17 protein-coding genes and 3 pseudogenes are annotated in these 24,764 nt (G+C 59.6%); 10 read left to right on the top strand and 10 right to left on the bottom strand.

The window, feature by feature from the left end; translation table 11 throughout:
- Nucleotides 1–357: 357 nt before the first annotated feature.
- The 3 genes from AC1D1L_RS25020 to AC1D1L_RS25010 form a co-directional block, all read right to left on the bottom strand.
- Nucleotides 358–1,326 carry a GDP-L-fucose synthase family protein gene (locus AC1D1L_RS25020; RefSeq protein WP_477344075.1) on the bottom strand — a complete coding sequence of 323 codons (969 nt, stop codon included), beginning with the start codon at nt 1,324–1,326 and terminating at the stop codon, nt 358–360.
- 72 nt (nt 1,327–1,398) lie between these two features.
- Nucleotides 1,399–2,499, bottom strand: a complete 1,101-nt coding sequence (gmd, locus tag AC1D1L_RS25015; RefSeq protein WP_477344074.1) for a GDP-mannose 4,6-dehydratase — start codon at nt 2,497–2,499, stop codon at nt 1,399–1,401.
- Between the two features lie 142 nt (nt 2,500–2,641).
- Entirely contained in the window at nt 2,642–3,631 is a 990-nt protein-coding gene (locus tag AC1D1L_RS25010; protein ID WP_096453585.1) for a nodulation protein NodZ, read from the bottom strand.
- Between the two features lie 462 nt (nt 3,632–4,093).
- Between AC1D1L_RS25010 and AC1D1L_RS25005 the strand changes: the two are divergent.
- Nucleotides 4,094–4,489: pseudogene (locus AC1D1L_RS25005) on the top strand (transposase family protein); the annotation flags it as partial.
- Between the two features lie 73 nt (nt 4,490–4,562).
- On the opposite strand, the gene AC1D1L_RS25000 reads toward AC1D1L_RS25005, so the two are convergent.
- Nucleotides 4,563–5,729 (bottom strand): NAD(P)/FAD-dependent oxidoreductase, encoded by a 1,167-nt coding sequence (locus AC1D1L_RS25000; protein ID WP_477344073.1) that lies wholly within the window; start codon nt 5,727–5,729, stop codon nt 4,563–4,565.
- Nucleotides 5,730–6,055: 326 nt separating this feature from the next.
- Here AC1D1L_RS25000 and AC1D1L_RS24995 point away from each other — a divergent pair, with 326 nt between their 5' ends.
- Nucleotides 6,056–6,325, top strand: a complete 270-nt coding sequence (locus AC1D1L_RS24995; protein ID WP_210382572.1) for a hypothetical protein — start codon at nt 6,056–6,058, stop codon at nt 6,323–6,325.
- A 351-nt stretch (nt 6,326–6,676) separates the two neighbouring features.
- Nucleotides 6,677–7,714 carry an IS110 family RNA-guided transposase gene (locus AC1D1L_RS24990; RefSeq protein WP_477344072.1) on the top strand — a complete coding sequence of 346 codons (1,038 nt, stop codon included), beginning with the start codon at nt 6,677–6,679 and terminating at the stop codon, nt 7,712–7,714.
- 266 nt (nt 7,715–7,980) lie between these two features.
- On the opposite strand, the pseudogene AC1D1L_RS24985 reads toward AC1D1L_RS24990, so the two are convergent.
- From AC1D1L_RS24985 to AC1D1L_RS24975, 3 genes and pseudogenes are all read right to left on the bottom strand, one after another.
- A pseudogene (locus tag AC1D1L_RS24985) lies at nt 7,981–8,530 on the bottom strand (IS3 family transposase).
- A 59-nt stretch (nt 8,531–8,589) separates the two neighbouring features.
- Nucleotides 8,590–9,957: a sigma-54-dependent transcriptional regulator gene (locus tag AC1D1L_RS24980; protein ID WP_172352494.1), complete on the bottom strand. Its 1,368-nt coding sequence runs from the start codon at nt 9,955–9,957 to the stop codon at nt 8,590–8,592.
- A pseudogene (locus AC1D1L_RS24975) lies at nt 9,954–11,799 on the bottom strand (sensor histidine kinase). The gene AC1D1L_RS24980 and the pseudogene AC1D1L_RS24975 overlap by 4 nt, the downstream one beginning before the upstream one ends.
- Before the next feature lie 274 nt (nt 11,800–12,073).
- Between AC1D1L_RS24975 and AC1D1L_RS24970 the strand changes: the two are divergent.
- From AC1D1L_RS24970 to nifA, 3 genes are all read left to right on the top strand, one after another.
- On the top strand, nt 12,074–13,507 hold the full coding sequence (locus AC1D1L_RS24970) for a dicarboxylate/amino acid:cation symporter (RefSeq protein ID WP_477344117.1): 1,434 nt from the start codon (nt 12,074–12,076) through the stop codon (nt 13,505–13,507).
- A gap of 318 nt (nt 13,508–13,825) precedes the next feature.
- Nucleotides 13,826–14,857, top strand: a complete 1,032-nt coding sequence (locus tag AC1D1L_RS24965) for a LacI family DNA-binding transcriptional regulator (RefSeq protein ID WP_477344070.1) — start codon at nt 13,826–13,828, stop codon at nt 14,855–14,857.
- 654 nt (nt 14,858–15,511) lie between these two features.
- A complete protein-coding gene (gene nifA, locus AC1D1L_RS24960; protein ID WP_477344116.1) occupies nt 15,512–17,227 on the top strand; it encodes a nif-specific transcriptional activator NifA in 1,716 nt (571 codons plus the stop codon).
- 184 nt (nt 17,228–17,411) lie between these two features.
- On the opposite strand, the gene AC1D1L_RS24955 is transcribed toward nifA, so the two are convergent.
- The 3 genes from AC1D1L_RS24955 to panB form a co-directional block, all read right to left on the bottom strand.
- The gene (locus AC1D1L_RS24955) at nt 17,412–17,927 is read right to left on the bottom strand and encodes a hypothetical protein (protein ID WP_477344069.1); all 516 of its coding nucleotides are present in this window, start codon (nt 17,925–17,927) and stop codon (nt 17,412–17,414) included.
- A gap of 1,214 nt (nt 17,928–19,141) precedes the next feature.
- Complete coding sequence (locus AC1D1L_RS24950; protein ID WP_340163197.1) at nt 19,142–19,252, bottom strand: pantoate--beta-alanine ligase; 111 nt, start codon at nt 19,250–19,252, stop codon at nt 19,142–19,144.
- Complete coding sequence (panB, locus tag AC1D1L_RS24945) at nt 19,249–20,094, bottom strand: 3-methyl-2-oxobutanoate hydroxymethyltransferase (protein ID WP_069091030.1); 846 nt, start codon at nt 20,092–20,094, stop codon at nt 19,249–19,251. Before panB ends, AC1D1L_RS24950 begins: the two co-directional genes overlap by 4 nt.
- 177 nt (nt 20,095–20,271) lie before the next feature.
- Between panB and AC1D1L_RS24940 the strand changes: the two genes are divergently transcribed.
- The 4 genes from AC1D1L_RS24940 (at nt 20,272) to nadC (ending at nt 24,688) form a co-directional block, all read left to right on the top strand.
- Complete coding sequence (locus AC1D1L_RS24940) at nt 20,272–21,228, top strand: NUDIX hydrolase (protein ID WP_107652857.1); 957 nt, start codon at nt 20,272–20,274, stop codon at nt 21,226–21,228.
- 64 nt (nt 21,229–21,292) lie between these two features.
- On the top strand, nt 21,293–22,267 hold the full coding sequence (nadA, locus tag AC1D1L_RS24935; protein ID WP_069091028.1) for a quinolinate synthase NadA: 975 nt from the start codon (nt 21,293–21,295) through the stop codon (nt 22,265–22,267).
- Nucleotides 22,264–23,805, top strand: a complete 1,542-nt coding sequence (locus AC1D1L_RS24930; protein WP_477344067.1) for an L-aspartate oxidase — start codon at nt 22,264–22,266, stop codon at nt 23,803–23,805. The genes nadA and AC1D1L_RS24930 overlap by 4 nt, the downstream gene beginning before the upstream one ends.
- A gap of 1 nt (nt 23,806) precedes the next feature.
- Nucleotides 23,807–24,688 (top strand): carboxylating nicotinate-nucleotide diphosphorylase, encoded by an 882-nt coding sequence (gene nadC, locus AC1D1L_RS24925; RefSeq protein ID WP_172352500.1) that lies wholly within the window; start codon nt 23,807–23,809, stop codon nt 24,686–24,688.
- The last annotated feature ends 76 nt before the right edge of the window (nt 24,689–24,764 follow it).

The raw sequence follows: 24,764 nt of genomic DNA, 5'->3' as shown, positions 1-24,764 counted from the left end.
TAAGGCCTGCCTCGAGGCATGATGCGGGCCTGGTTGGCTTTCCTGTCGATGCCAGCTTCGTAAGCAGCGGCTCCCGCGAGGTCGAGCAGTTCTAACTGGCGGCTTGAGTTGACGGCGCTCACGCACAGCCGTTCCAGGTGCGGCCGGTTATGCGGCCTTCCCCTTCCCATTTGGCTTGGGCAAGCTTCTGGGTGATCCTCTGCATCGCCGGTCGCAGAGAGGTCCGGTCTGCAACGTCAGCACAGGCCACTATTGCGGCCGCCTCGGGATGTATGCGTCCCTCTCATCTGTTTGGCCGGACTGGGCGAGCTTGCACCCGGTCGGACATGCAGTCCAACCTGGATGCGCGCTTCCACATCAAGCCGCATGAAGGCGAAGAAAATCCTCATACGTCGCTTGCAACCCGGCACCAAGAGACGTTTTGGCTTTCCAGCCAAGGTTACGCAAGCGCGTTACGTCAAGTAGCTTGCGCGGAGTACCGTCTGGCTTCGTCGTGTCGAACACCAAATTGCCCTCCCAGCAGACCGCCGCCTTGACGAGTTCCGCCACATCGCGAATTGTGACGTCCTCACCAACGCCAACATTAATCAGGGGCGCAGTGTCGGGGGCTGTCAAGGCGTCAAAATCCGAATCTGGCAGGCCAAGCAGGAACGCAATGGCATCGCCTACATCCGACGAATACATAAACTCTCGCCGAGGATTTCCGGATCCCCAGACCCCTACAGAGGAGTCGCCGTTCATTTTAGCTTGATGAAAGCGGCGTATCAGAGCAGGCAGAACGTGACAATTTTCGGGGTGATAATTATCGCCGGGACCATATAAATTGGTCGGCATCAACGCGAGATAGCGCGCCTTGTACTGCCGGTTGAAAGACCAGCACGATTCGACACCTGCGATTTTTGCCAAAGCGTAGGGACGATTCGTCGCTTCAAGCGGACCGGTGAGAAGGTATTCCTCCCGTATCGGCTGCGGACAGTCGCGTGGATAGATACACGAGGAGCCAAGAAAAATCATCCGTTCGACGCCGGAAGCGTAAGCGGCATCAAAAACACTGACTTGAATCGCGAGGTTGTTATGAAGGAAATCGACAGGGGAGCTAGCGTTCGCCAGTATACCACCAACCTTTGCGGCGCACATAACGACGTAATCTGGCCGCTGTGACATGAAGAACCTGCGCGTCTCGCTCCGGTCAAATAGATCCAGTTCGTCGTGAGTACGTGTTATTATCTCATAGGATCCTAACGCCTCGAGGGCTCTCATTGTGGCGGATCCAACAAGGCCGCGATGGCCTGCCACATAGACTTTCTTCATCTTTTTGTTTTCCATTGTTAGCGCTCTGGGCGCTCCTTAAGAAGGCCACCATAGCACTGACAACAACCCAGCATGGCGCCGCCGTTGTCAGCATAACTCTCGTGGACTGTGTGAATAAAAACCCTGCTTCATCAGCACTGCCTCACGCTCTGCCATGCGCAAATCTTCGCGAACCATCTCCCTAACCAATTCGATGAAGGAGATTTTGGGCTCCCACCCAAGTTTTTCTTTCGCCTTGCGGGCATCGCCGAGAAGTGTCTCGACTTCTGCAGGACGAAAATAACGGGGATCTACTTTTACGATCAGAGCTCCCGTCTTTGCATCGTACCCCTCTTCGTCGACCCCTTCCCCCACCCAACGAACATCGATGCCGAGTTCAGCGGCCGCGACGGTGACGAATTCGCGCACCGAATGTTGCTCACCGCTAGCGATCACAAAGTCTTCAGGTTGCTCCTGCTGCAGCATCAACCACTGCATCTGGACGTAGTCTCGAGCGTGCCCCCAATCGCGACGCGCATTAAGGTTGCCCAGGAATAGAGTGCGCTGCATTCCAAGCTTAATCCGAGTCAAGGCGCGCGTGATTTTGCGAGTTACAAATGTTTCTCCGCGCGCAGGTGACTCATGATTAAATAAAATGCCGTTACATGCATACAAATTGTAAGATTCTCGATAATTTACGGTCATCCAGTGAGCATACAATTTGGCAACAGCGTAGGGGGACCGGGGGTAGAACGGTGTCGTCTCGGTCTGTGGCGTTTCCCGCACCAGCCCGTAGAGCTCAGACGTCGAGGCTTGGTAGTAGCGCGTATGCTTGACGAGCCCCAGGATCCGAATTGCCTCGAGGATACGCAGCGCACCCAAGGCATCGGAGTTCGCGGTGTATTCTGGTTCTTCAAAGGAGACTGCAACGTGGCTCTGAGCTGCCAAATTGTAAATTTCGTCCGGCTGAACCAGTTGGATGACGCGCGTAAGGCTCGACGAGTCTGTCAAGTCCCCGTGGTGAAGTGTAAGATCAACGCCACTTTCATGAGGGTCATGATAGAGATGGTCTATACGGCCCGTATTAAAAAGAGACGATCGTCTCTTTATCCCATGCACAGAATAGCCCTTTTCTAAAAGCAATTCTGCGAGGTAGGAACCGTCTTGCCCCGTAACCCCGGTGATTAAAGCTACTTTTCTCTTTGACAAGCTTGAATCCTTTTGATTTTGACGCGCCCATGAAAACGCTCGCCTGCGGCGGGATTGCGTGGCGAGAAAGGGGCGTATTGGGCAGGGCGAACGGGGGCCTCTGCGCGAAGGCAAGGGAGAGTTCGATCGGGATGCCAGCCTTTCATGGAGCCGGGGAACGTTCGAAAGTGTTGTCGATCAAGATCAAACGACGCGGGTCATTCAAATCGAATTCGACAATTCGTGGCACGAAGAGGCGGGCGTAGCGGGTGAAGGCGCTAGTCGGAGGAAAGCGAATAACAGTGTCGCATCGACCGAGGAGATACATCTCAACGAGCGCGGAAAATCCCCCGTCGGTGCCCAGTGCTGCACTGTGTAAGGGGCCGGCCTGATCCGCCTGGAAGCGTTTTGGGACGGTGAAAAGTTCGGGAAATACGCCCGACAGGTGATCAACAACCTTGGCGCTGTCTGTACACAAGAACACCCTTACAGGTCTTGAATGCGGTTGCGCCTTGGCCATACGAATGGCAGTGCATACCTGCTCTAAGGCAACCTTCGGATCAGCCCAGTAAGGTGCGTGATCCATAATATCTTCGCCGTTGCCGTGGCGGACATGGACTCCAATTATGCTGTGCCCGTCAAAATGTTCCTGGTAGAGCGCTTCAATGCGATCCTCAATTTCGACCCTCGGTGTGATGCTCCTAAATATGGTTCGCTCGGCCTTTTCATCGCAGCGCCACATCAAGCAAGCATCACACACTACCGTGTTGGCTTCACAATCATCTTGGGCCTGGAAAAGATCGTTAAGCTCGTCACGTTCTTGGAAAATCTGTTCATCCGGACGGTACACGCAGTCGATGGATGGCTTGTTCCACCACGACGGGAAGAAGGGACCAGGGAATGAGACGTGATTGATCTGGTCATCGCAAATGACCCGTACACCACCGATATCCTCAATTGGCTTGAAGAAAGCTGGAAAGGCATTCGCAAACGGGTTGTCAAGGTAACAAGAGCCGCGCCAATCTATTGCTAAAGCTCGTCCCGTCCGATGTGCGTAGTCCCAAGCCGACGCGAGAGACCACAGGCAATCACCGAGACCCGTGCGCCGTCGAGAAACAACGAACCGATCGTTCCTTGAGCGATCAACAAGCATCTAAATTGCCTCTCTCCAGAACACCACAAGCCTCAGCTTTGCTGCTGCGTTTGAGGCAAGCGCCTGCGCAATTCGGGGAAGATTGTCGTGCTGTGCCAATGCGATGTAGCTTGCGTCTGTCGCGGAAGTGCCTGGCCGCGATGGACGCGCGCCTGGGCTGGTCTTCCGCGCAGACCAGAAAATGCTCTTCGGAGCCAACGCAAACATCAACCACTTTCCTTAAGGCTGCTACATTCTTGAATTCTTTCTATGCATCGTGCCGTAACATCGGTAAAATCGTCTGTTTCGATGAAACGCATCCACGCCATGGATGGCTAGTGACATGGGTTCCAGAGCGTTGGCTGTGAACCCTCTCGCTGTGCTCGACGCACCGCTAACCCCAGCGGAACCTTACGGTGACAGCAGGCAGCATCGACCTAAGTGAGCCGGCCATGAGCGCGGGCCGCGGCCACGAAGCTTCGACTGGGCCAGGTTCTGCATGGGAGCGCCACAAAGAAAGAGGCGATGCGTCGAGCTGTAAGCGAGCCTGAGCTCGCTTTCGAAGCGCTATGCCATCAACCCCAAGACGGTCGCGAAGTGGAGGAGCGGAGTTCGACCGCCGATCTGCCCACCGGCCCCAGGGAGCCGAGATCGAAGGTTCTGTCTGCCGTAGGAGAGGACCGTTGTTGTGGCCTTCCGCCGCAACACACTGCTGCCGCTGGACGATTGCCTCTACGGCCTTGCAGCCGACGATCTCGCATCTGACGCGCTCTTCATTGCACCGATGTCTGCAGCGCAAGCATCGGCTTCTTCCACATTGATATTGCGGAGATCCCAACCGAACAGGGCAAGCTAAACATCAAGGCCTTTGTACCGCGGCACCGCCTGTCGCGAACCTTCGCGCCCCTCTGTCCCGCCGGCACCAAAGGAGACCGTCGCGGCGCCGTTGTTGCTAGATCACATTCAATTCCCTAAACGCCCGCCCTTCGGCGACACGGATGTACCCAAACGCGGAGCAATCGACCGTGCGGTAGCCGCCATGCACGAGAAGCTCGGCCAGCGCCTTGCCGACCGCCGGGGCCTGCTGCAGACCGTGGCCTGAAAATCCGTTGGCGAAGAGGAAATTTTTCACCTTGGGGTGCGGCCCGATCACCGCGTTCTGGTCGAGCGTGTTGTAATCGTAGTGCCCGGCCCAGGCGCGGGTAGGCTTGATCGCCTCGAAGGCCGGAATGCGGGTCGCCAGCACCGGCCAAATCACCTCTTCGAACAGCGGCCAGTCGACCTCGAAATCCTGGGGATCGGCCGGGCCGTCGCCCTCTTCCGGCTCGGCGCCGCCGGTGAGATAGACCGAGCCTTCCGGCCTGACATAGATGCCGGAGGGATCGACCAGCAGCGGCATATCGGCATATTTTTCGCGCGCCTCGAAGACGAAGACATTGCGCTTGCGCGGCTCGACCGGCAGCGCCAGCCCGGCGAGAGCGGCGACCTTGCCGGCATTCGGCCCGGCGGCATTGAGGACGGTGCCGGCTTCGATCGTCTCGCCATTGTCGAGCCTGACGCTGGTGACACGGTGGCCCTGCCGCTCGATGCCGATGACCGAGGCGGTCATAAAGTCCACGTTCTTGCCGCGCAGCGCCTTGCGGAACAGCGTCAGCATCGCATGCGCGTCGAACCAGCCTTCGCCGCTGCGGCCATAGGAGCCGGCGGATATACCTTCGGTCGACAGCCAAGGGAAGCGGCGCGTCAGCTGATCCGCGTCCTCGAGCACGATGTCGGCCCCCTCGGCGACCTGCGCTTCGTGATTGGCATTCAGGATCGGCAGCCCGTTCTCGCTAGCGAGAATGAGAAAGCCGCCCTCGCGAAAACCGATGTCGGCGTCCGCGCCGAATTCTTCCTTCAGCCGCCGGAACAGTTTCATGGTGAATTGCGACAGGCGGATGTTCTGCGGGATCGAGAATTGCTGGCGAATGGAGGCGCAGGACAACGTCGTTGCCGCGTGCGCGAACTGCGGATCGCGCTCGATCAGCGCGATCGAGCCGGAAAACCCTTCCTCGCGCAGATAGTAGGCGATCGAGGAGCCGACGATGGCTCCTCCGATGATAACGATGTCGTAACGCACTTTTTTGTCGCCTTTCCGGTAACCGCCCGTGTCGATCACACAGCCGTCAGCATGATGTCGAAGCGCGTGCCGCGGCGGGCGCGGGCTAGCGAGTTGAAAAGGGTTGCCGCATGCGCTTGATCCAGCGGCGCTCACGCAGCTGCCGGTCCTGCCTCACGCAGCAAGTCGTCGGCTCTGTCCGTCTTCTCCCAGGTGAACTCAGGCTCTTCACGGCCGAAGTGTCCGTATTGCGGTATATCGGGCGTACGAGATCAAGCATCTTGATGATGCCTTTCGGTCGGAGATCGAAAACATGCGAATCCAAACATGAGGCCCTGATCCCGCCCTTGCTCGAGATCCTGCCATCGTCCTTCATCAACGCCCTGGCTGATGTCGGGCGACTGCCCGGTGAGAGCCAGAACGACGGCGCAATTTCGACCATCAAAACCGATGGCATCGTCGTAGCCAATATCGAGTATCGTATCGCGGGCGACTTGGGTGTAATCGATGTGCGCATGGCTGGTACCCTCGTCCTGCTGGCTTTGTCATTTCGCGCTCTTCGCAAATGCTGTTTGGCGGCGGAACATAAAACGACACCAGATTTCTGCCGCCACTGATCTCGAAAGTTGTGATGAGCGTACCATTGACAGCGATTTGCGCTCGCAACGATTCCATGAATTTCTTTGAAGGATCTGTTGCAACGCTAAACAACAACGCAACGAGATTGGCGGGGGCCTGGTAAGACGGCAAGCTGGAACTGGTTGGCCAAGAGGGAGGCGATCGGCGCACCTTTCCCCAGGCGACGTGCTAACTTGCATCGTGCACCTCATCCGCCATTTGCTAAATGTTTAGATGGGGTATTCGGCTTTGCCCCACGTCTTGAACGGTGTTTGAGGTGCTGCGCTTCGAGCTGATGATAAAACGTGGTCTGCGTGAACAGCCACAAGCATCAGGAAAGGAAGCGCAGCATGAAGCATTATGCCGGACTGGACGTCTCCGTGAAAGAGACGACCGTTTGCATCGTGGATGAAGGAGGCCGAATTTGCAGAGAGATGAAGGTTGCGAGCCATCCGGACGATCTTATTGAGGCGTTGAAGAATCCCGCCTGGAATCTGGCCCGGATCGGGCTTGAAGCCGGTCCCTTATCACAATGGTTGTTCAGTGGTCTGGCGGGAGCCGGACTACCTGCAATCTGCATCGAAACCCGTCATGCGAAGGCCTTTCTCAAGGCGCAGGTCAACAAGACCGACCGCAATGATGCGCGCGGCATCGCGCAGATGATGCGGGTTAATTTGTTCCGGCCGGTGCACGTCAAGACGCTGATGAGCCAGAAACGCCGGGCGCTGTTGACAGCCCGCAAGTTGCTGCAGGAAAAGGCCATCGCAATTGAGAACGACATTCGAGGCCTGTTGCGTAACTTCGGTCTCAAGGTTGGCATTGTCGGCGCTGCCAAATTTGCGGATCGCATCCAGGACCTTTCCGGCGACATTCCGGAGCTACGTGACATCATGGAGGTGTTGCTCGCCGCCCGGCAGAAACTTCGCGAGCAGTTCACGGTACTGCATGAAAGGCTGTTGTCGATCGTGAAGGGTGACACGGTTTGCAGGCGGTTGATGACCGTACCTGGTGTCGGACCTGTCGTTGCGCTGGCTTTCAACGCCACGGTCGACATTCCTGCCCGCTTCAAGAATTCGAAGGACGTAGGGCCGGCTCTCGGGTTGACGCCGCGCTTGCATCAATCAGGCGAGGACAATCGCGTCGGACGTGTTTCCCTCTGCGGTGACGCCATGATGCGAACGCTACTTTATGAAGCCGCGCAAGTCTTACTGACGGTGGTGAAAAAGTGGTCATGGCTGAAAGCTTGGGCGATGAACGTCGCTAAGCGCCGGGGCCGACAAAGAGCGACCGTTGCCCTTGCTCGCAGATTGGCTGTCATCATGCACAGAATATGGTCCGACGGCAGTGAGTTCCGCTGGGCGCGAGAGGAAGCAACGGCGATGATATAGCCGGGTCCACCAAACGAAAGGGAGAAAATCCGATAACGAGATCCGCCAGGGGCGGATGAATGTCCTTCGCGGGACGGAGGATGAAGAGAGGACGTGCCGGGACTCGTTTCCACCGCCGCAACATGGTGAGAACGCTGTTTAGATTGTCCCCTTCATTCCAACTGATCCCATGCTGGGAGGGCCCAAAGCGCCGATCCCGAAGAGAAGCAAGGCCTCGCGAAAGACATCAAATGCCCGTGGTAGAGGAAGCTTGAAAGCGATTGACTTCAACACGCCGAATAGAGAAGTCCCGGCATTTGCTGGAGCGGATTGAAAGTGAACGCTCGGGCTGGGAAGCCCATGCCTTCCAGATGAACTCGCAGGGCGTGAGGCCCTTGAGGGTCTTCAGCTTGCGGCCGAAATTGTAGGCCGCGACGAAGTCGGCAAGATGCCGACGCAGTTGGTCGCGATCGTCGTAGTGGAAGCGCTTGACGGTTGCGTCTTGATGGTCCGGTTCATTCTCTCGACTCTTCTCGCCGGCCTGTCGCCGTCGACATCTGGCAATCGGCCGATGCTTGCCTGCAGGCAGCGGTGGGAGCGCGTCAGATGCGGGACGTCGGCTGCAACGCGTAGAGGCAATCGTCGAGCGGCAGCAGCCTTGTTGCGGCGGAAGGCCACAACAACGGTTTTCCTCGACAGACAGAACTGTCGACTCCCTGGAGCCGGTGGACAGATCGGCGGTCGAATTCCGCTTCTCCACTTCGCGACCGTCTTGGGGTTGATGCCATAGCGCTCCGAAAGCGACCTCAGGCTCGCTTCACCTAGCCCATAGTGCATCCTTTGAGTCGGACGAGAATGGCGAAATTTCTTTTCCGCGACATGCAAGCAAGAAGGCTTCAGCCAATGGCGGTTTTTCGATAATCGGCCGTGTCTATCCCATGTCGTTTCAGCTTGTCGTAGAAGGTCTTGCGGGGAACTCCCAGGACTTCGATCGTTCGCCTCACGTCGCCGCCGCATTCCTGCAAGGCATCGCGGATGACAGTCGCCTCATAAAGGCTGACCTTCTCGGACAAGTGGAGGCTTGATACCGCTTGTTCCTTTCGACCTGATGCAATGGGCGTGCCTAGCCTTTCAAGTCCCAAAGCAACGCGATCGGCGAAATGCACGAGTTCACGGACATTGCCGGGCCAATTGTGGCTCACGAGGCGATCGCGCACGCCAGCGCTGATGTCCGGAACAGGCCTGCTGAAGCGTTTGGAGGCGCGTTCCAGGAAATGCCCAAAGAGCATCGGGATGTCTTCGCGCCTTTCGCGAAGCGGCGGGATGCGGAGCGTCACCACATTCAGCCGGAAATAAAGGTCTTCCCGGAAATCTCCGCGGGCGGCCGGATCGCCGAGATCGGCCTTGGTAGCCGACACGACACGAAGGTCGATGCTGCGGGTTTCGTTCGTGCCAAGCGGCGTGATCTGCCGGGTCTCAAGCACCCTCAGAAGCTTCACCTGGAGTGCTGGCGGCATCGACTCGATTTCGTCGAGGAAGAGCGTCCCTCCGTTCGAATGCTCGATGCGACCGGTCCTGCGCCTCTGCGCGCCAGTAAAGGCGCCTGCCTCGTGCCCGAAAAGTTCGCTATCGATGACGCTTTCGGGCAGCGCTCCACAATTCAGGGCAACGAAGGGCTTCGTGCGTCGTCTGCTCCAGCGGTGAAGCAGATCCGCGACCACCTCCTTGCCCGTGCCCGTCTCGCCTTCCACAAGGACATCCACATCGGTATCGGCGATCTGGCGGAGAGTTTCGCGCAATCGAATCATGGTCGGTGCCTCCCCGATCAGCGGGATATCGCCCGCAGATCGGACAACCGCATCCCTAAGACGTCTGTTTTCCAGGACCAGGCGCCGTTTTTCCGAAGCGCGATGCAGCGTCACGAGAAGCCGGTCGTTCGCATATGGCTTCGAGATGAAATCGTAGGCGCCATCCTTAATGGCGGCAACGGCCAGCTCGACGTCGGCATGCCCGGTGATCAGGACAACCGGAATTTCCGGGTCGATCGCCTTCACTCGCTCGAAGAGCTGAAGTCCGTTCAGCCCGGGCATACGGATGTCACTCACGACAGGGCCATCGAAGTTCCCGTCGATTCTGGCGAGTGCGGCCTCGGCCGAACCGAACACGCTCGGTGAGAACGAGGCAAGCTTCAGCATCTGCGTGGCTGCGCGAAGCACATCCTCGTCATCGTCGATAAAAATGACCGGTCCTGATTCAGCACTCATGCCGCTCGCCTCAGCTCGACCGTGAAGGAAGTCCCTCTCCCGTGGCTGGCATCATCATGCCGCAACGAGCCGCCGAGCTCACGTGCGATCTCTTGCGAAATGACCAGGCCAAGACCGAGACCCTTTTCCTTGTTGGTAACGAACGGCATGAAGAGGCTCCTGCGAATGTCGGGGGCAAGGCCGGGGCCGTTGTCCCGAAGGGAAATAGCGACCATTTCCCCGTTTTCGGCGAGCGCTATCTCGACGCGGGGCTCCGGTTGATCCTTCAGAGCGTCAAGCGCGTTCTGGAGAAGGTTGACGAGTATCTGCTCCAGTCGCATGCGGCTTGCCATGACAATTGGAGACGGATCGATCCGCTTCCGTTCAATCGTCACCCCGGAATCGCGAATTCGGCCTGAAAGAAGCGACAGAGCGCCGTCGATCGCGTCGTCCGCCAGTATCGGTCCCATCGATCCGCTGGCGCGGCGGGAAAAGGACCTTAGCGTTTCAGTGATCGTGCCGATCCTGCCGGTCATGGCGACGATCGAGGTCAGATTCTCGGCGGTGTCTTGCGACCGGCCGATCCCTAGAAGACGCGCGGCATTTTCAGCATAGGTGCGGATTGCGGCGACCGGCTGGTTGATCTCGTGGGCGACCCCGGCCGTTATCTGTCCCAGGATTGACAAGCGGTTCGCCTGGGCGAGTTCGTCGCGCAGGCGACGCACTCTTGCTTCAGCGTTCTCTCGCTCGGCGATCTCACCGGCGAGCGCTGCGTTCGAGCTCTGGAGCTCCGCCGTGCGCAGTTCGACGCGATGCTCCAGTTCCGCATTGAGCAACACAAGCACTTCTTGCCGCTGCCGGGCCGCCCGCCGCCGTCGAACAATGATGAAAATGACGAATCCAACGAGAACGAGGGCAAGCAGCGTTGTCACGCGGGCTGTCATGACCGCCGAGGAGATCTCGGTGTCGGCGGGGATGAGCAACGACATGCGCCAGCCCGGAACTGCTTTGCCGAGATCCTGCGAAACCGCAACGAAACCGGCTGATCGACTCTCAGGAGTTGCGGTGACCAGGTTGTCGCCGCGGCGGGAAAGCGGCACCGGCTCGAAAGTCTAGCTGCAGACGATCGCGAGCGGTTTGCTTCTCCTTTGCGGAAAGCGGTGAGAGAGCGCCAAAACGCCATTGGGGCACGCTCGTGGCAAGAACCACGCCTCGCTCATCGGTCGTGAAGACCACGAAGCCGCTCTCCAGCCAACGCGACTCGACGCGGTCGAGCTCCACCTTCACCACAACCACACCGAGCGGCCCCTCCGGCCCATCGACCCGGCTCGACAGATAGAGACCAGGGCGCGCGCTAACCGTGCCGAGCGCATATTGCATAGCCGCGCCATCCGCCATCGCCTCGGTGAAGTAGTGGCGAAAGCGGTAATCGCTGCCGACGAAACTGGTCGGCTCGCCGGCGTTGCTCGCAGCAACCGCTACGCCCTCAGGATTAATGATGTAGAGTATAGAAGAGCCGGCGTCGCGCGCGATGGCGCGAAGCTTCTCATCAAGCGCGGCTTCGTTGGCAGTGCTCGGACTGCGAAGCATCTCCTGAACGGCACCGTCGCGTGCCAGAACCAGCGGAATCATTCGCTGCTTCTCGATCTCTCCTTTCAAACTGTCGGCTGCAAGTGGGAACGCGGCAAGAGCACGGTCGCCTAGGGCATACTCTGCTCTGGTGCCGGCGATGCGTCCCGTTGCAAAGACGACGAAACAGAGCGCCGCACCAAGAATTGCAAGCAAAACCACAAGCCAGAGAGATCGACCGCCGGATCTACCAGGGAAGACCAATGGGGCGCGCTGGAAGGCGCCATTACCCATGTCTTCTTCTTCTGCCATCGTATTCTTAAAACCGATCATTGACGAACCATAGTGCGGGGTTCCGCCAGAAGGGAAGGCGATCCGTGCGGAAAACCGCACAATCTTGCTGCGCGATTTGTTGAAGATACCTGAGGCTCCGGCGATTTCCGCGCTCTCTTGGCTTGGCACGGCTATTGCGGTCAACAACGCAGCAGCGTTCGACCGGGGCGCCGCGATGGGAGAAGCCGCGGGGAGGAACAGCCCGCCCCAAACCGGTCAGGGAGAGAAAACTTACATGTTGACCCCACTGGCTCCAAGCGTAAAGCGCGCACCCCGCAAGACCCTTTTTGCCAAGCCTTACGTGCAGGTGCTTGTCGCAATCCTCCTCGGAGTTGCGGTTGGCCATTTTTATCCGCAAATCGGAGAAAACCTGAAGCCGCTCGGCGATGCCTTCATCAAGCTCGTCAAGATGATCATCGCGCCCGTTATCTTTCTGACCGTGTCGACTGGAATTGCCGGCATGAGCGATCTTCAGAAGGTCGGCCGTGTTGCCGGCAAGGCGATGGTCTATTTCTTCACCTTCTCGACGCTCGCGCTTATCGTCGGCCTCATCGTCGGCAATGTCATTCAGCCTGGCGCCGGCCTCAACATCGATCTGACCTCGCTCGACGTCCAAGCCGTCAATGGCTATGCCTCAAAGGCCCATGAGCAGTCCGTGACMGGCTTCCTCATGAACATGATCCCGACCACGATTGTCGGCGCCTTTGTGGAAGGCGACATTCTACAGGTGTTGTTTTTCTCCGTCCTCTTCGGCATCGCGCTGGCGATGGTCGGAGAATCGGGCAAATCGGTTCTTTCCTTCCTTCAGGACCTCACTGCACCCGTTTTCAAATTGGTCGGCATCCTGATGAAAGCCGCGCCGATCGGTGCTTTCGGAGCAATGGCCTTCACGATTGGCAAATATGGCATCGGTTCGGTAGCCAACCTTGCGATGCTGGTCGGGACCTTCTATCTCACGGCCTTCCTCTTCGTATTCGGGGTTCTCGGTGCAGTCTGTCGCTACAACGGCTTCTCGATCTTTTCTCTTATCCGCTACATAAAGGAAGAGCTGCTGCTGGTCCTCGGAACGTCCTCCTCCGAGGCTGCGCTGCCCTCTCTCATGGCGAAAATGGAAAAGGCCGGCGCCAAGCGCTCGGTCGTGGGCCTGGTTATCCCGACCGGATATTCCTTCAATCTGGATGGCACCAATATCTACATGACCCTCGCGGCCCTTTTCATCGCGCAGGCGACGAATACGGATTTGTCAGTTGGCGATCAGGTCCTGCTGCTGCTCGTCGCGATGCTTTCCTCCAAGGGTGCAGCAGGTGTCACAGGTGCCGGCTTCGTCACGTTGGCCGCTACGCTCTCCGTAGTGCCGGCAGTTCCCGTTGCTGGAATGGCGCTGATCCTTGGCGTCGATCGCTTCATGTCGGAATGCAGGGCACTGACGAATTTGGTCGGTAACGCGGTGGCATCGCTCGTCGTCGCCCGCTGGGAAGCCGAACTGGATCAGGCGCAATTGAAAGCTGCATTCTGCGGCCACCAGCCTGCCGAGACATCAACCGGCCAGCCACTGATAACGCCCGCGCCGAGCAACTCGGCAGCATCGCTGCCGGTTGAACCGCCTGGCTGGTCCCAAACGCCGGACGATCGGGCCGCGGGTTCCAAACAAACTCTCGCGGGCCGATGAAATCAACAATCCCGAAATGCAGTGGGTGCAAAATCATCTGCGCCTTGCGAAGGTCTTGCACCGGTCACGACACGCAAGCCCTCGATGATGCGCTTAATGCCTCCGAAGTTTGCGACGGTTCGTGGAACCGGGCGCGGAGCTGGGTCGGAGCCGTCGGCACGGCTGAACAATTCGCCCAGGCTCTACGTTTCGGCTTCTACCTCGCACCATGCCACGACAAGAATTCGGTAGCGAACAGGATCAATGCAGGAATGACAGATTTTACTGAATCGACCTTTGCCGGATTTCTTCTTGATGTCGTTTAATCAGACTCGAACAATGGCGAAGCGACCCATAATTGCTGATATCGCCCGGGAAGCCGGGGTTAGTGTTGCCACCGTTGACCGAGTTCTGAATGCCCGTCATCCGGTGCGGAAGGAGACTGCGCAGCGGGTCTTAGCGGCGGCACAGGCCATCGGATATCACGCCGCAGGTCTTATCAAGCAGCGCCTGCAGCCGGACCTGCCGCAATATCGGCTTGGCTTCATCTTGAGAAAACCGACTCACCACTTCTACCAGGGCTTCGCGCGTGAGGTCGAAGCGGCGGTCAACGCGGCGAAGTGCTTCCATGGCACTTCGCTCATCGAATTCGCGCCGTCGCACATGCCGTGCGACCTTGTTCCACTGCTCAAGGAATTCGGCGCGCGCTGCCACGCGATCGCCATGGTGGCGCCGGACCATCCGGCGATCACGGCAGCCGTCCAAGAACTCAAGGCAAAAGGAATCCCCGTTTTCTCGCTGCTTTCCGATTTCGCCGAAGGTGTTCGTGAGGGTTATATCGGCCTCGACAACCGCAAGGTCGGGCGGACGACAGCGTGGATGCTTTCAAAGGTCGCAAGACGGCCGGGCAAGGTGGCGGTTTTTGTCGGCAGCCACCGTTTTCAGGGGCAGGAGCTGCGGGAGGTCGGCTTTCGCTCCTATTTCCGTGAGAATGCACCGGCATTCGAGCTGCTCGATCCGCTCGTGAACCTTGAGGCACGGCAGATCACCTACGAGGCCACGCTGGATCTCATGCAACGGGAACCCGAACTCACCGGCTTCTATGTGGCCGGCGGAGGTATGGAGGGAGCGATCTCCGCGCTCCGTGAAGAAGGCGAAAGCCGGGGTCTCGTCGCGATCGTTAACGAGATCACACCGGAGTCACGGGCTGCACTCGCAGATGGCATGATCACGATGTCGGTCGCCACGCCCCAGCGCCTGCTTTGCCAGGAACTGATGACGCTGATGGCCCAGGCCATCAAGGTCGGCGCTTCGGAGACGCTTGGGCAGACTTTTCTGCCGTTTGAGATCTATCTGCCGGAAAACATCTGAAAAACTGATAAAATACTATCATGAGAGCCTAATTTCCTTTCATTCATGAAAGAAAAGCAGCGGGAGTTTGATTGACTCACCTGCCTCATTCCGGTCTCGTTTAACAACGAATGATTGCTGCGCGGCGGAAGCCAGTCAGCCGAGAACGACGACCCGCACTTCATGAAGAGAGAGGAAAGCCATGCGTCAAGCATCGCTCCGCTTTGCGATCGACCGCATGACGCCGCCCCATCTTGCCAGGGCCGCACTTGCTCGCGGCCCGGGCCTGACTGGCATCGACATTAGCTATCATCTCGATGGCAATTTCATTGCGCGCGAAAAGCCGGCTGCAGACGTCCGTCTTGCTAACGGATCAATCGTCATGACTATCTTCATCAACGCCTTTTCGTGTTTCAATGAATCCCGGCGTGCAAGGGCGAGGCGAGCAAACTCGTCAATTGTGCAGCGGCCTGCGGAGCGAAAACGCCGACGAATGCGATTCGCCAAGGACATCCACGCGCTGGACAATAGGCGCACTTGCCTCGGGCATCGATTTCATGGCGCGAGATGGATGATCACATGCACGATACTCGCAACTCCGAGCAAAGTGCCAGGCAGATCTCGTCATGCTGCATATCGCTTCCAAAAATGAAAAGCCCTAATTCAAAGTCCGAGATGAATAACGTGGTCCCTATTGTGCCGTTGCACGAAAGGGCGCCGGACATCTTTGAAACGTCGACAGCGCTCACCGCTCCCTCTGGGCTGGAAGCCACGTTGGCCAACGTCGTCGACCTCCTGCCATCGTTGGTGCAGGTGCGGCACGGCATCATCTCGCTCTGCGACGGTGCCGGCATACCGGACATGACCGTCGGCGCCGGCTGGAGCGAAGGCAGCGATGAGCGCTACCGCAAGCATCTGCCACGGGCGGCGGTCGACCAGATCATAACGACGGGCATGGCGCTCGTCGCCGAGAACATAGCGTTGGATCCGGCTTTCAACGCCGCCGACAAGGAGGTGCTCGGGGCGTCCGACAACATGAAAGTGTCGTTCATCGGCGTACCCATTCGCGTCGATGCGAACGTCGTGGGCACGTTGACCATCGACCGCATCCTGGACAACAAATCAGGCTCCCTCCTCGATTACGACCTGCGCCTCCTTACCACAATCGCTAATCTGGTTGGACAGACAGTGAAGCTGCATCGCCTGTTCGCCTCCGACCGCGAGCGACTGATGGCCGAGAAAATCCGGATGCAAAAGCAATTCGGCGAACTCAAGCAGCCTGGGCATGAGGGCAAAAGGGCTCATGTCAAGGGGATCATTGGCGACAGCCCGGCGCTGCGCGGGCTGCTTGAGAAGGTCGCGTTAGTAGCCAGGTCCAACAGCACCGTTTTGCTGCGCGGGGAATCCGGGACCGGCAAGGAGCTGGTCGCCAAGGCCGTTCACGAGATGTCGGGACGCGCCAAGCGGCCGTTCATCAAGCTCAATTGCGCAGCGCTCCCTGAGACAGTCCTGGAATCCGAACTGTTCGGTCACGAAAAGGGGGCCTTTACCAGTGCATTCAACTCGCGCAAGGGGCGCTTTGAGCTCGCCGACAAGGGAACGTTGTTTCTGGACGAGATCGGTGAGATTTCGGCCTCGTTCCAGGCAAAGCTGCTGCGCGTGCTGCAGGAGCAGGAGTTCGAGCGCGTCGGCAGCAACCAGACGATTAAGGTCGACGTTCGCGTGATTGCCGCCACGAACAGGAACCTGGAAGACGCGGTTGCAAGGAACGAGTTTCGCGCCGACCTTTATTATCGCATCAGCGTTGTTCCCCTGCTGGTGCCGCCATTGCGCGAAAGGCGCGGTGATATTCCGCTCCTTGCCGCTGAGTTTCTCAAGAATTTCAACAACGAGAACGGCCGTATGATGGTCTTCGATGCGAGTGCGACTGAAGTGCTGATGAACTGTGCTTTTCCCGGAAATGTCCGCGAGCTTGAAAATTGCGTGCAGCGGACAGCGACCCTCGCAGCGGGAAAGTCAATCGTCAGAAGCGACTTTGACTGCTCACACGGCCGATGCCTTTCCGCGATGTTATGGAAGCACGCGTCTAAGGAGACTTCGCCGAAATTCGAGGCGATCGCACCATCGCCACTAAACCCGGCCATGAAATCATCTGGTGCCTTTGCATCGCCCGCCGTTGCGACCCCGCCTGTTGACAGCGAGCAGGCACTGCCAGCGCCTGATCGGATAGGCCTCGTGAGCGACGGGAAGCTGACCGATCGCGAGCGTCTCATCGCGACGATGGAAAGATCCGGCTGGGTACAGGCAAAGGCAGCGCGCCTGCTTGGATTGACGCCGCGCCAGATTGGCTACGCGCTGAGGAAATACGGTATCGAGATCAAGTGTCTCTGAACGGGCTGTCGAACTTTCGATATGTGGGGGCCGCGCGACAGAGCGAGCGAGGCGAATAGCTGGGTCAAATCAAGGGTTGGTTCATTCGGCACGGACCTCCGCGAGGCGGTCCAGCCCCCTATCGGCGCCAAGAACGGCCCGCCGTTATGGTCGCTCTGTCGGTCCTGTCGATCGGCTCTGCGAACTAGTGCAATGAGGATTTGCCTGTGTAAAACCAGTTCGCCGGGTAGCCGGGCAGTGCGCCGGCGTTGTCGACGGAGTTCGCGCCAGAACCGTCCCTGTAGTACCCCACCGTCTGAAAGATGAAGCTATTGCGTTCGATATCAACGAGAGCGATGACGTGCGGCCTCCACCCTAATCTCGGATCGAAATCGTTCGTCGGATCCTGGAAACGTGAGTCAACGCCCGCGGTCAGGTAATCCTTGCTGCCTTGTTCGCCGGATCCGCAGAGCATGTTATTGTCCTGCCCAAAAACGTGCGGTTTGTCGCGGCTTCTGTCACCGGAGAGTTCGTGCCATGCCTTGTCGCCGTAGGGTCGGTGATCGGCCTCGCGGGCTAAAGATTGAGAGCCGCCTCGACAAGCGTCGGTTCTGTCGCTGCGGTCAGGTCCCACGCTCACAACGTCCCGCTCATTTTCGATTGCTTCGGGAGTTGGTTGACCCCTAAGAAACTGTTTTAGCTGCAGGACAAGCTTTCTCATTGCAGTCTCCCGATGCCCCCGCGACGAAGCACTTCGTATACCGCTCACCGAGCCATTGCGGTAATCGTTTGCCGTTATGAATGCATTTGCCGGATGGATGTTTTCTCACGTGCTCTTCGCCCTGCTGCCTTCAGTGACGGGCGGGACCGCGGCGGCCTGCACTTGGCGACATTCGACGCGCGAAACCGCTGGACGAGGATGTTGGCGATGCCCGCGCAGGACCGCCAGCTTGTAGCCAAAGGGCCATTGGGCCGATGCAGTGACCAACTGGCCAGCACGGCTCTCCGAGGTGGCTTATTCGCTGCTCGTGCTCAGCAAGATAGGGTCGGGCCTCAGAGCGTGGGGCATGAACGTCGCCAACTGCGCAGTATGCCTCCGGCCCTTGTTGCTGTTGCCCGCGCGCTCGCCGTCCTTCTGCGTCGCATGAGAGGTCGGTCTCGTCCATCAACACAAGCTTCGCCGGACCCGCGAAGGCAGACGCTCAAGGCGCTTTGGCTGATCCGCACCGACTGCTCACCTCCGTTGAAGGATTTTGAATCAGCACAAAAGCAACTGTCACATGACCATCGAGTCATCATCACAGGACATGCTGTAGTTGCAGCTCGGTCGGCTGGTCCGTAAAAGCAGATCGGGATCATCGTCGGCCCGTAGTCCGAGATATTCAACTTCTCTGTAGCCGGCGGCTAGGATGGCGTCGCCTGTCGCAGTGCCTTGGCCAGCCTCTCGGCCGCTTTAACAGTATTTCGCTTTGGGGGACCGCCACGCGCTGCTCGGCCGGCAGCTGAGAATTGCGATCGCCCATCCATGTGCTTCGCGCCTTTTCGGAAAGGCGATGATCTCGAGAAAGCGGGCAGGACGGCGCACGAGTTTCAACTGCTGGAAATCCTTCTCGCCAAGAAGGCCGGACCAGCAGCGGCCTGGAAAAGAGCTTCGTCACCAATCGCGCCACGCCGTCGAAATGGCCGGGGCCGAACGCGACGCACAGCCTTCGCTCGCCCCGCTCACCGAGACCGCGGTGGCAACCACTCGAGATACATCTCTCGTGCGGCGCGTAAAGCATCCGGCGCCTAGCAGCTTGGCAGCGTCCTCATGCTCCGTGGGTGGGTAGGCGGCAACGTCGGCGGCGGTCGTTCAACTGCTTCTGGTTCGCGAAGAGGGTAAGGATCACCCGGTCGGCGCCTGAAGTGCGGCGCGCACCAAGCTGAGATGGCCCTTCATGCAAGGGCGCCCATGGTTGACACGACCGCGACTTTCATGCCCTGCCTTCGCCATGCCGCCACGGATTTGCGCGACTCGGTGGCGGTCCGGACGATCGGTGTGCTCATGTCGCTTCTCCTCCTTTGATGGCTTTCGGTTCATCGCCGAAGACATGTTCGGCCGCCGGAAACCGGCGCTCCTTCACGTCGCACGCGTAGGCCTCGATCGCTGCCGAAGCGGCCTCTCCCAGTTCGACATAGCGCTTGACGAATTTCGGGCGGAAGTCGCCGAACAGGCCCAGCATGTCGTCGACGACCAGGATCTGCCCGTCGCAGGCCGCCGAGGCGCCGATGCCGATCGTCGGGATTGGGATTTCCTCGGTGATGCGGCGGGCGAGCGGTTCGGGCACTTTTTCCAGTACGACGGAAAAGGCGCCAGCCTCGCTGACCGCAAGAGCATCGCGCCAAATGCGCTCGGCATCCTCGCCCCTGCCCTGCACGCGATATCCGCCAAACAGGTTGACCGCCTGCGGCGTCAGGCCGACATGCGCCATGACCGGGATTCCGCGCGCTGTGAGGAAGCGGATCGTCTCGGCGATCGTCGCGCCGCCCTCGAGCTTGACCGCAGCGCATCCGGTCTCCGCCATAAGGCGCGCGGAATTGCGGAAGGCCTGCTCTAGGCTTTCCTCGTACGAGCCGAACGGCATGTCGACAACCAGCAGCGCCCGCTCCATTCCCCGCCGAACCGCCTTGGCGTGCATGATCATCATATCGAGCGTGACACTGAGCGTGGAGGGAAGGCCGTGGAGAACCATGCCGACGCTGTCGCCGACAAGAACGATGTCGCAGTGGCCGTCAACCAACCTTGCGACCGGCGTGGTGTAGGCCGTCAGGCAGACCAGCGGCGTGCTGCCCTTTCGCGCACGGATGTTCGGCGGCGTGATCGCCTTGACGACACCAGCGGCGCTCAATCCACGTCTCTCCTCACCCAGCGTCACCCACGGCCAGTGTCGCGTTTGGCATATTTTTGTCGAGGTGCGAAGAGGTAAAATCGCCAGAGCGCGTGGTGTTGACGCGACGGGTGGTATGATAAAGAACAGAACTAAATCGGTTTAGACAGGCGGAGCTCTGCAAGTAGGTCAGGAACTATGGATCAGGCAAAGGGACCAAGGAAAGGCAGAGTCATAGGCAAGACCAACGACGTCAACGCGGACCTCATCGCAGTCGTCGTTGCCGTGAACGACGCTGGACCTTGTGTTCTAACCATCGAAGAGGGGGCCGCCCTTCCCTCGGGCCCGTTTGAGCTCGCTCATCGTTCGCTCCAATCGGGCCTCCGAGCATGGGTGGAACTGCAGACCGGTCAGCCTCTCGGTTATATCGAGCAGCTCTACACCTTCGCCGATCGCGATCGGATCGGCGCCAACGAGCGCGTGATCTCGATCAGCTATCTCGCACTCACCCGCGAAGAAGATGCGGGCGCCTCGGGCAGGCGCAGCTGGGCCAGCTGGTACGACTATTTCCCCTGGGAGGATCATCGCTCCGGAAGGCCCCCGATGCTGGAAGAATTGTGGCCGCGCCTTATCGAATGGGCGGACGGCGCGGATGACGCCGCGACGCGCTTCGATCGCCGGCGGCGAGCGGCGGTCGCCTTTGGCTTGGACGACCGGGCATGGAACGAAGAGCTCACGCTGCAGCGCTACGAGCTGCTGTATGAAGCCGCCCTGGTGGAGGAAGCAAAACGCGGCGGAGATTCGGCCATCCTCGCTCCGGTGCCGGGCAGATCGATGAGCGCCGATCATCGCCGCATTCTGGCAACGGCTATTGCGCGGCTGCGCTCCAAGATCAAATACCGGCCTGTTGTGTTCGAACTGATGCCGCCGCTCTTCACGCTCTTACAGCTACAACGAACCGTGGAGGCGCTCTCCGGCAGGCTTATCAACAAGCCGAACTTTCGCCGGCTCATAGAGCAGCAGGAGCTGGTTGAGAAGACCGGGGCGACGACCGCCGAGACCGGCGGCCGGCCGGCGCAGCTCTACCGCTTCCACCATGCCATTCTAGACGAGAGGCCTGTGGCCGGCACAAAATTGCCGCTCGCACGGGCTTGACACCACTTATAGTCACAACGATTATATAGGCCTTATAATCGCGTTGACTATAACTGGAGGCTCGATGAGCGCCGTCCTGCCTTCGAGCGCCTCACTATACGACCGCGTTCGGCGCGTTATCCCACCGATCGAGTGGCCGCTCTTCGTCGAGGACATCGACGCGATCCTGGAACTGAAGCGACAGCGCAACGCGGTCATTCTGGCGCATAACTACCAGACGCCGGAGATTTTTCACTGCGTGGCTGACATCGTCGGGGACAGCCTGGCGCTGGCCCGCAAGGCGATGACGGTCGATGCCGAAATCATCGTGCTCGCGGGCGTGCATTTTATGGCCGAGACCGCCAAGCTCCTCAATCCGGACAAGACAGTGCTCATCCCGGATCTCGGCGCCGGCTGTTCGCTGGCCGAGTCGATCACCGCCGAAGACGTGCGCCTGATGCGGCAGCGTTATCCGAGCGTTCCAGTGGTGACCTACGTCAACACCTCCGCCGCGGTGAAGGCTGAATCCGACATCTGCTGCACCTCGGGCAATGCGCTCGCGGTGGTGAAATCGCTCGGCGCGCCGCGTGTGATCATGCTGCCCGATGAATATCTGGCGAAGAACATCGCGGCGCAGACCAAGGTCGAGATCATTGCCTGGAAGGGGCGCTGCGAGGTGCACGAACGCTTCACCGCGGCCGACATCCGCGAGCTGCGTGAGGCCCATCCCGGCATCAGTGTACTTGCCCATCCCGAATGTCCGCCTGAAGTGGTCGCGGAAGCCGACTTCGCCGGCTCGACGGCGGCGATGTCCGACTATGTCGCGCGGCATAGGCCGGCGCGTGTGGTGCTGATGACGGAATGTTCCATGAGCGACAACGTCGCGGTCGAGCATCCGGAAGTAGATTTCGTGCGCCCATGCAATCTGTGCCCGCATATGAAGCGCATCACACTTCGTAACATCCGGACCGCGCTCGAGGAGAACCGCCACGTCGTCACGATCGATCCTCATGTCGCTGAACGGGCCCGCTGGGCTGTGGAACGCATGCTCTTTGTATGACGGCGGACATCCATCACATTGGCGGAGCGCCGGTCATCATCGGCGCTGGTATCGCCGGGCTCATGACGGCGCTACACTTGGCGCCGCAACCAGTCGTCCTTCTGTCAAGGACCTCGCTCGGAACCGAAGCCTCGAGCATTCTAGCCCAGGGCGGGCTCGCAGCGAGTCTGGGGGAGGACGACAGCCCCGACCTGCACCTCGCCGATACGCTTGCTGCCGGCGATGGGCTTTGCGACGAACAAATGGCCAGGCGGGTGGTAGAGAGCGCACCTCAAGCCGTCGAGAATCTCATTCGTCTTGGTGCTCCTTTCGACCGCTCGCTAGACGGGAGGCTGCAGCTGGGCCTGGAAGCGGCGCATTCGCGTCGCCGCATCGTGCACGCCGCCGGCGACGCAACCGGCCGCGAGTTGTTTCGGGCGCTACTCGGCGTGGCGCGGCGAACCCGTTCGATCACGATCATGGAAGGCATGACAGCGCTTCGCTTGGTTGTCGCAGAGGGCAGCATTGTTGGCTTGCTGACTGTCCTGCATGGCGCCGTGTTCGCATTGCCCACACGCCGCGTGGTGCTGGCGACCGGCGGTATAGGCGGCCTGTTTTGCGATACTACCAATCCGCTCTCCTCATTCGGGCACGGCCTGGCGCTTGCAGCCTGTGCTGGAGCGGAACTAGCCGATCTCGAATTCGTGCAATTCCACCCGACGGCCCTCGACATTGCGCGCCGGCCAATGCCGCTTGTCAGCGAAGCAGTGCGTGGCGAAGGCGCGGTGCTGATCGATGAGCACGGCCATCGCTTCCTGGCAGACACGCCCGGGGCAGAACTCGCATCGCGCGATGTGGTCGCGCGGGCGATCTCCGATCAGCTCGCAGCCGGGCATGGCGTCTATCTCGATGCCCGACATTGTCTCGGGCAGAAATTCGCAAGACGCTTTCCGGCAATCGACGCTATTTGCAAGCATGCCGGCATCGATCCGGCGGTGGAACCCATTCCCGTACGGCCCGCTGCTCACTATCACATGGGCGGCGTGGCCGTTGACGCCGAGGGGCGAACTTCCGTTAGCGGCCTGTGGGCCTGTGGCGAAGTCGCATGCACAGGATTGCATGGCGCCAACCGGCTTGCCAGCAACTCGCTGACCGAAGCGGTTGCAACCGCCGCCTGGGTGGCTGAAAGCGTCGCGGGTACCTCTGCGGGTTGGCAGTGGCCTAGGCTTCCGGCAACTGTTCCCATCCGGCCCGACCCTTCACCTATTCGCACGATTGTGTCCAATGCGCTTGGCATTGTTCGGAATGGGAAATCATTGTGCGACACGGTCGCGACACTGCTGCCGATCTCTGTTTGCGAGACGGCCGCGGCCGACCCGGCCTTGGTGGCATTGTTGATGGCGATCGCCGCCCTTCGGCGCGAGGAGAGCCGCGGCTCCCACTTTCGATCCGATTTCCCCGGGCGCGATGCCGCCGCCCTCCCCTCACGATTGACGCTCTGCACAGCTTTTGAGAATGCCGTCACGCTCAGATGGCAAGCATCCGAACGGAGCCGTTGACATGACTTCACTTGCACCACTTCCCCAGATCATCATGGAGCCCATCGTGCGTTCTGCCCTGCTTGAAGACCTGGGCAGAGCCGGCGACATCACGAGCGATGCGATCATCCCCGCCGATTGCAAAGCGACGCTGGCGTTGAATGCCCGGCAGGCAGGCGTTGTTGCCGGGCTCGACTTGGTCATGTTTGCCTTCCTGCTGGTCGATCCCGGGATCAGCATCCAGCTCCGGTGTCCTGAGGGCGGCAAGGTTTCGGCCGGCCAGACCATCGCGATCGTAAACGGGCCGGCGCGCAGCCTGCTGACGGCGGAGCGGACGGCGCTCAATTTCTTATGCAAACTCAGCGGCATCGCGACGGCAACGGCTACGCTCGTAAACGCGGTGAGGGGCCATAACGCAAAAATCGTGTGCACACGCAAAACGACGCCCGGCCTGCGTGTCCTGGAAAAGTATGCGGTACGAGCGGGCGGCGGTGCCAATCACCGCTTCGCGCTCGACGACGCCGTGCTGATCAAGGACAACCACATCGCCATTGCCGGCGATATCCGCACCGCAATCGAGCGGGCGCGCAGCGCCATCGGTCACATGGTTAAGATCGAGGTCGAGGTCGACAGGCTGGACCAGTTGGAGATCGCGCTTACAGCGGGCGTCGACGCCGTGCTCCTCGACAACATGTCGGTCGAGGACCTTGCGCAGGCTGTGGCTATGGTCGGGGGCCGCGCGATCACCGAGGCTTCGGGCCGGGTAACGCGGGCGAGCGCCCCGGCAATTGCGGCGACCGGCGTCGACCTCATATCGGTCGGCTGGCTTACCCACAGCGCGCCCATTCTCGACATTGGTCTCGACATGCCGGCCGACCGAAATTGCAACAGGCATCTGAACTGATGGAGAGGACATGAACCGGGATCGCAGGAACTCCTTTGGTCGCAGGCTAACCTGCGTCAGCACGTCCCCGGTTCCA

It is taken from the genome of Mesorhizobium sp. P2_D6 (genome assembly GCF_056404315.1).
Note: the sequence above shows the minus strand (reverse complement) of the source record. Positions and strands in the feature narration are given on the sequence as shown.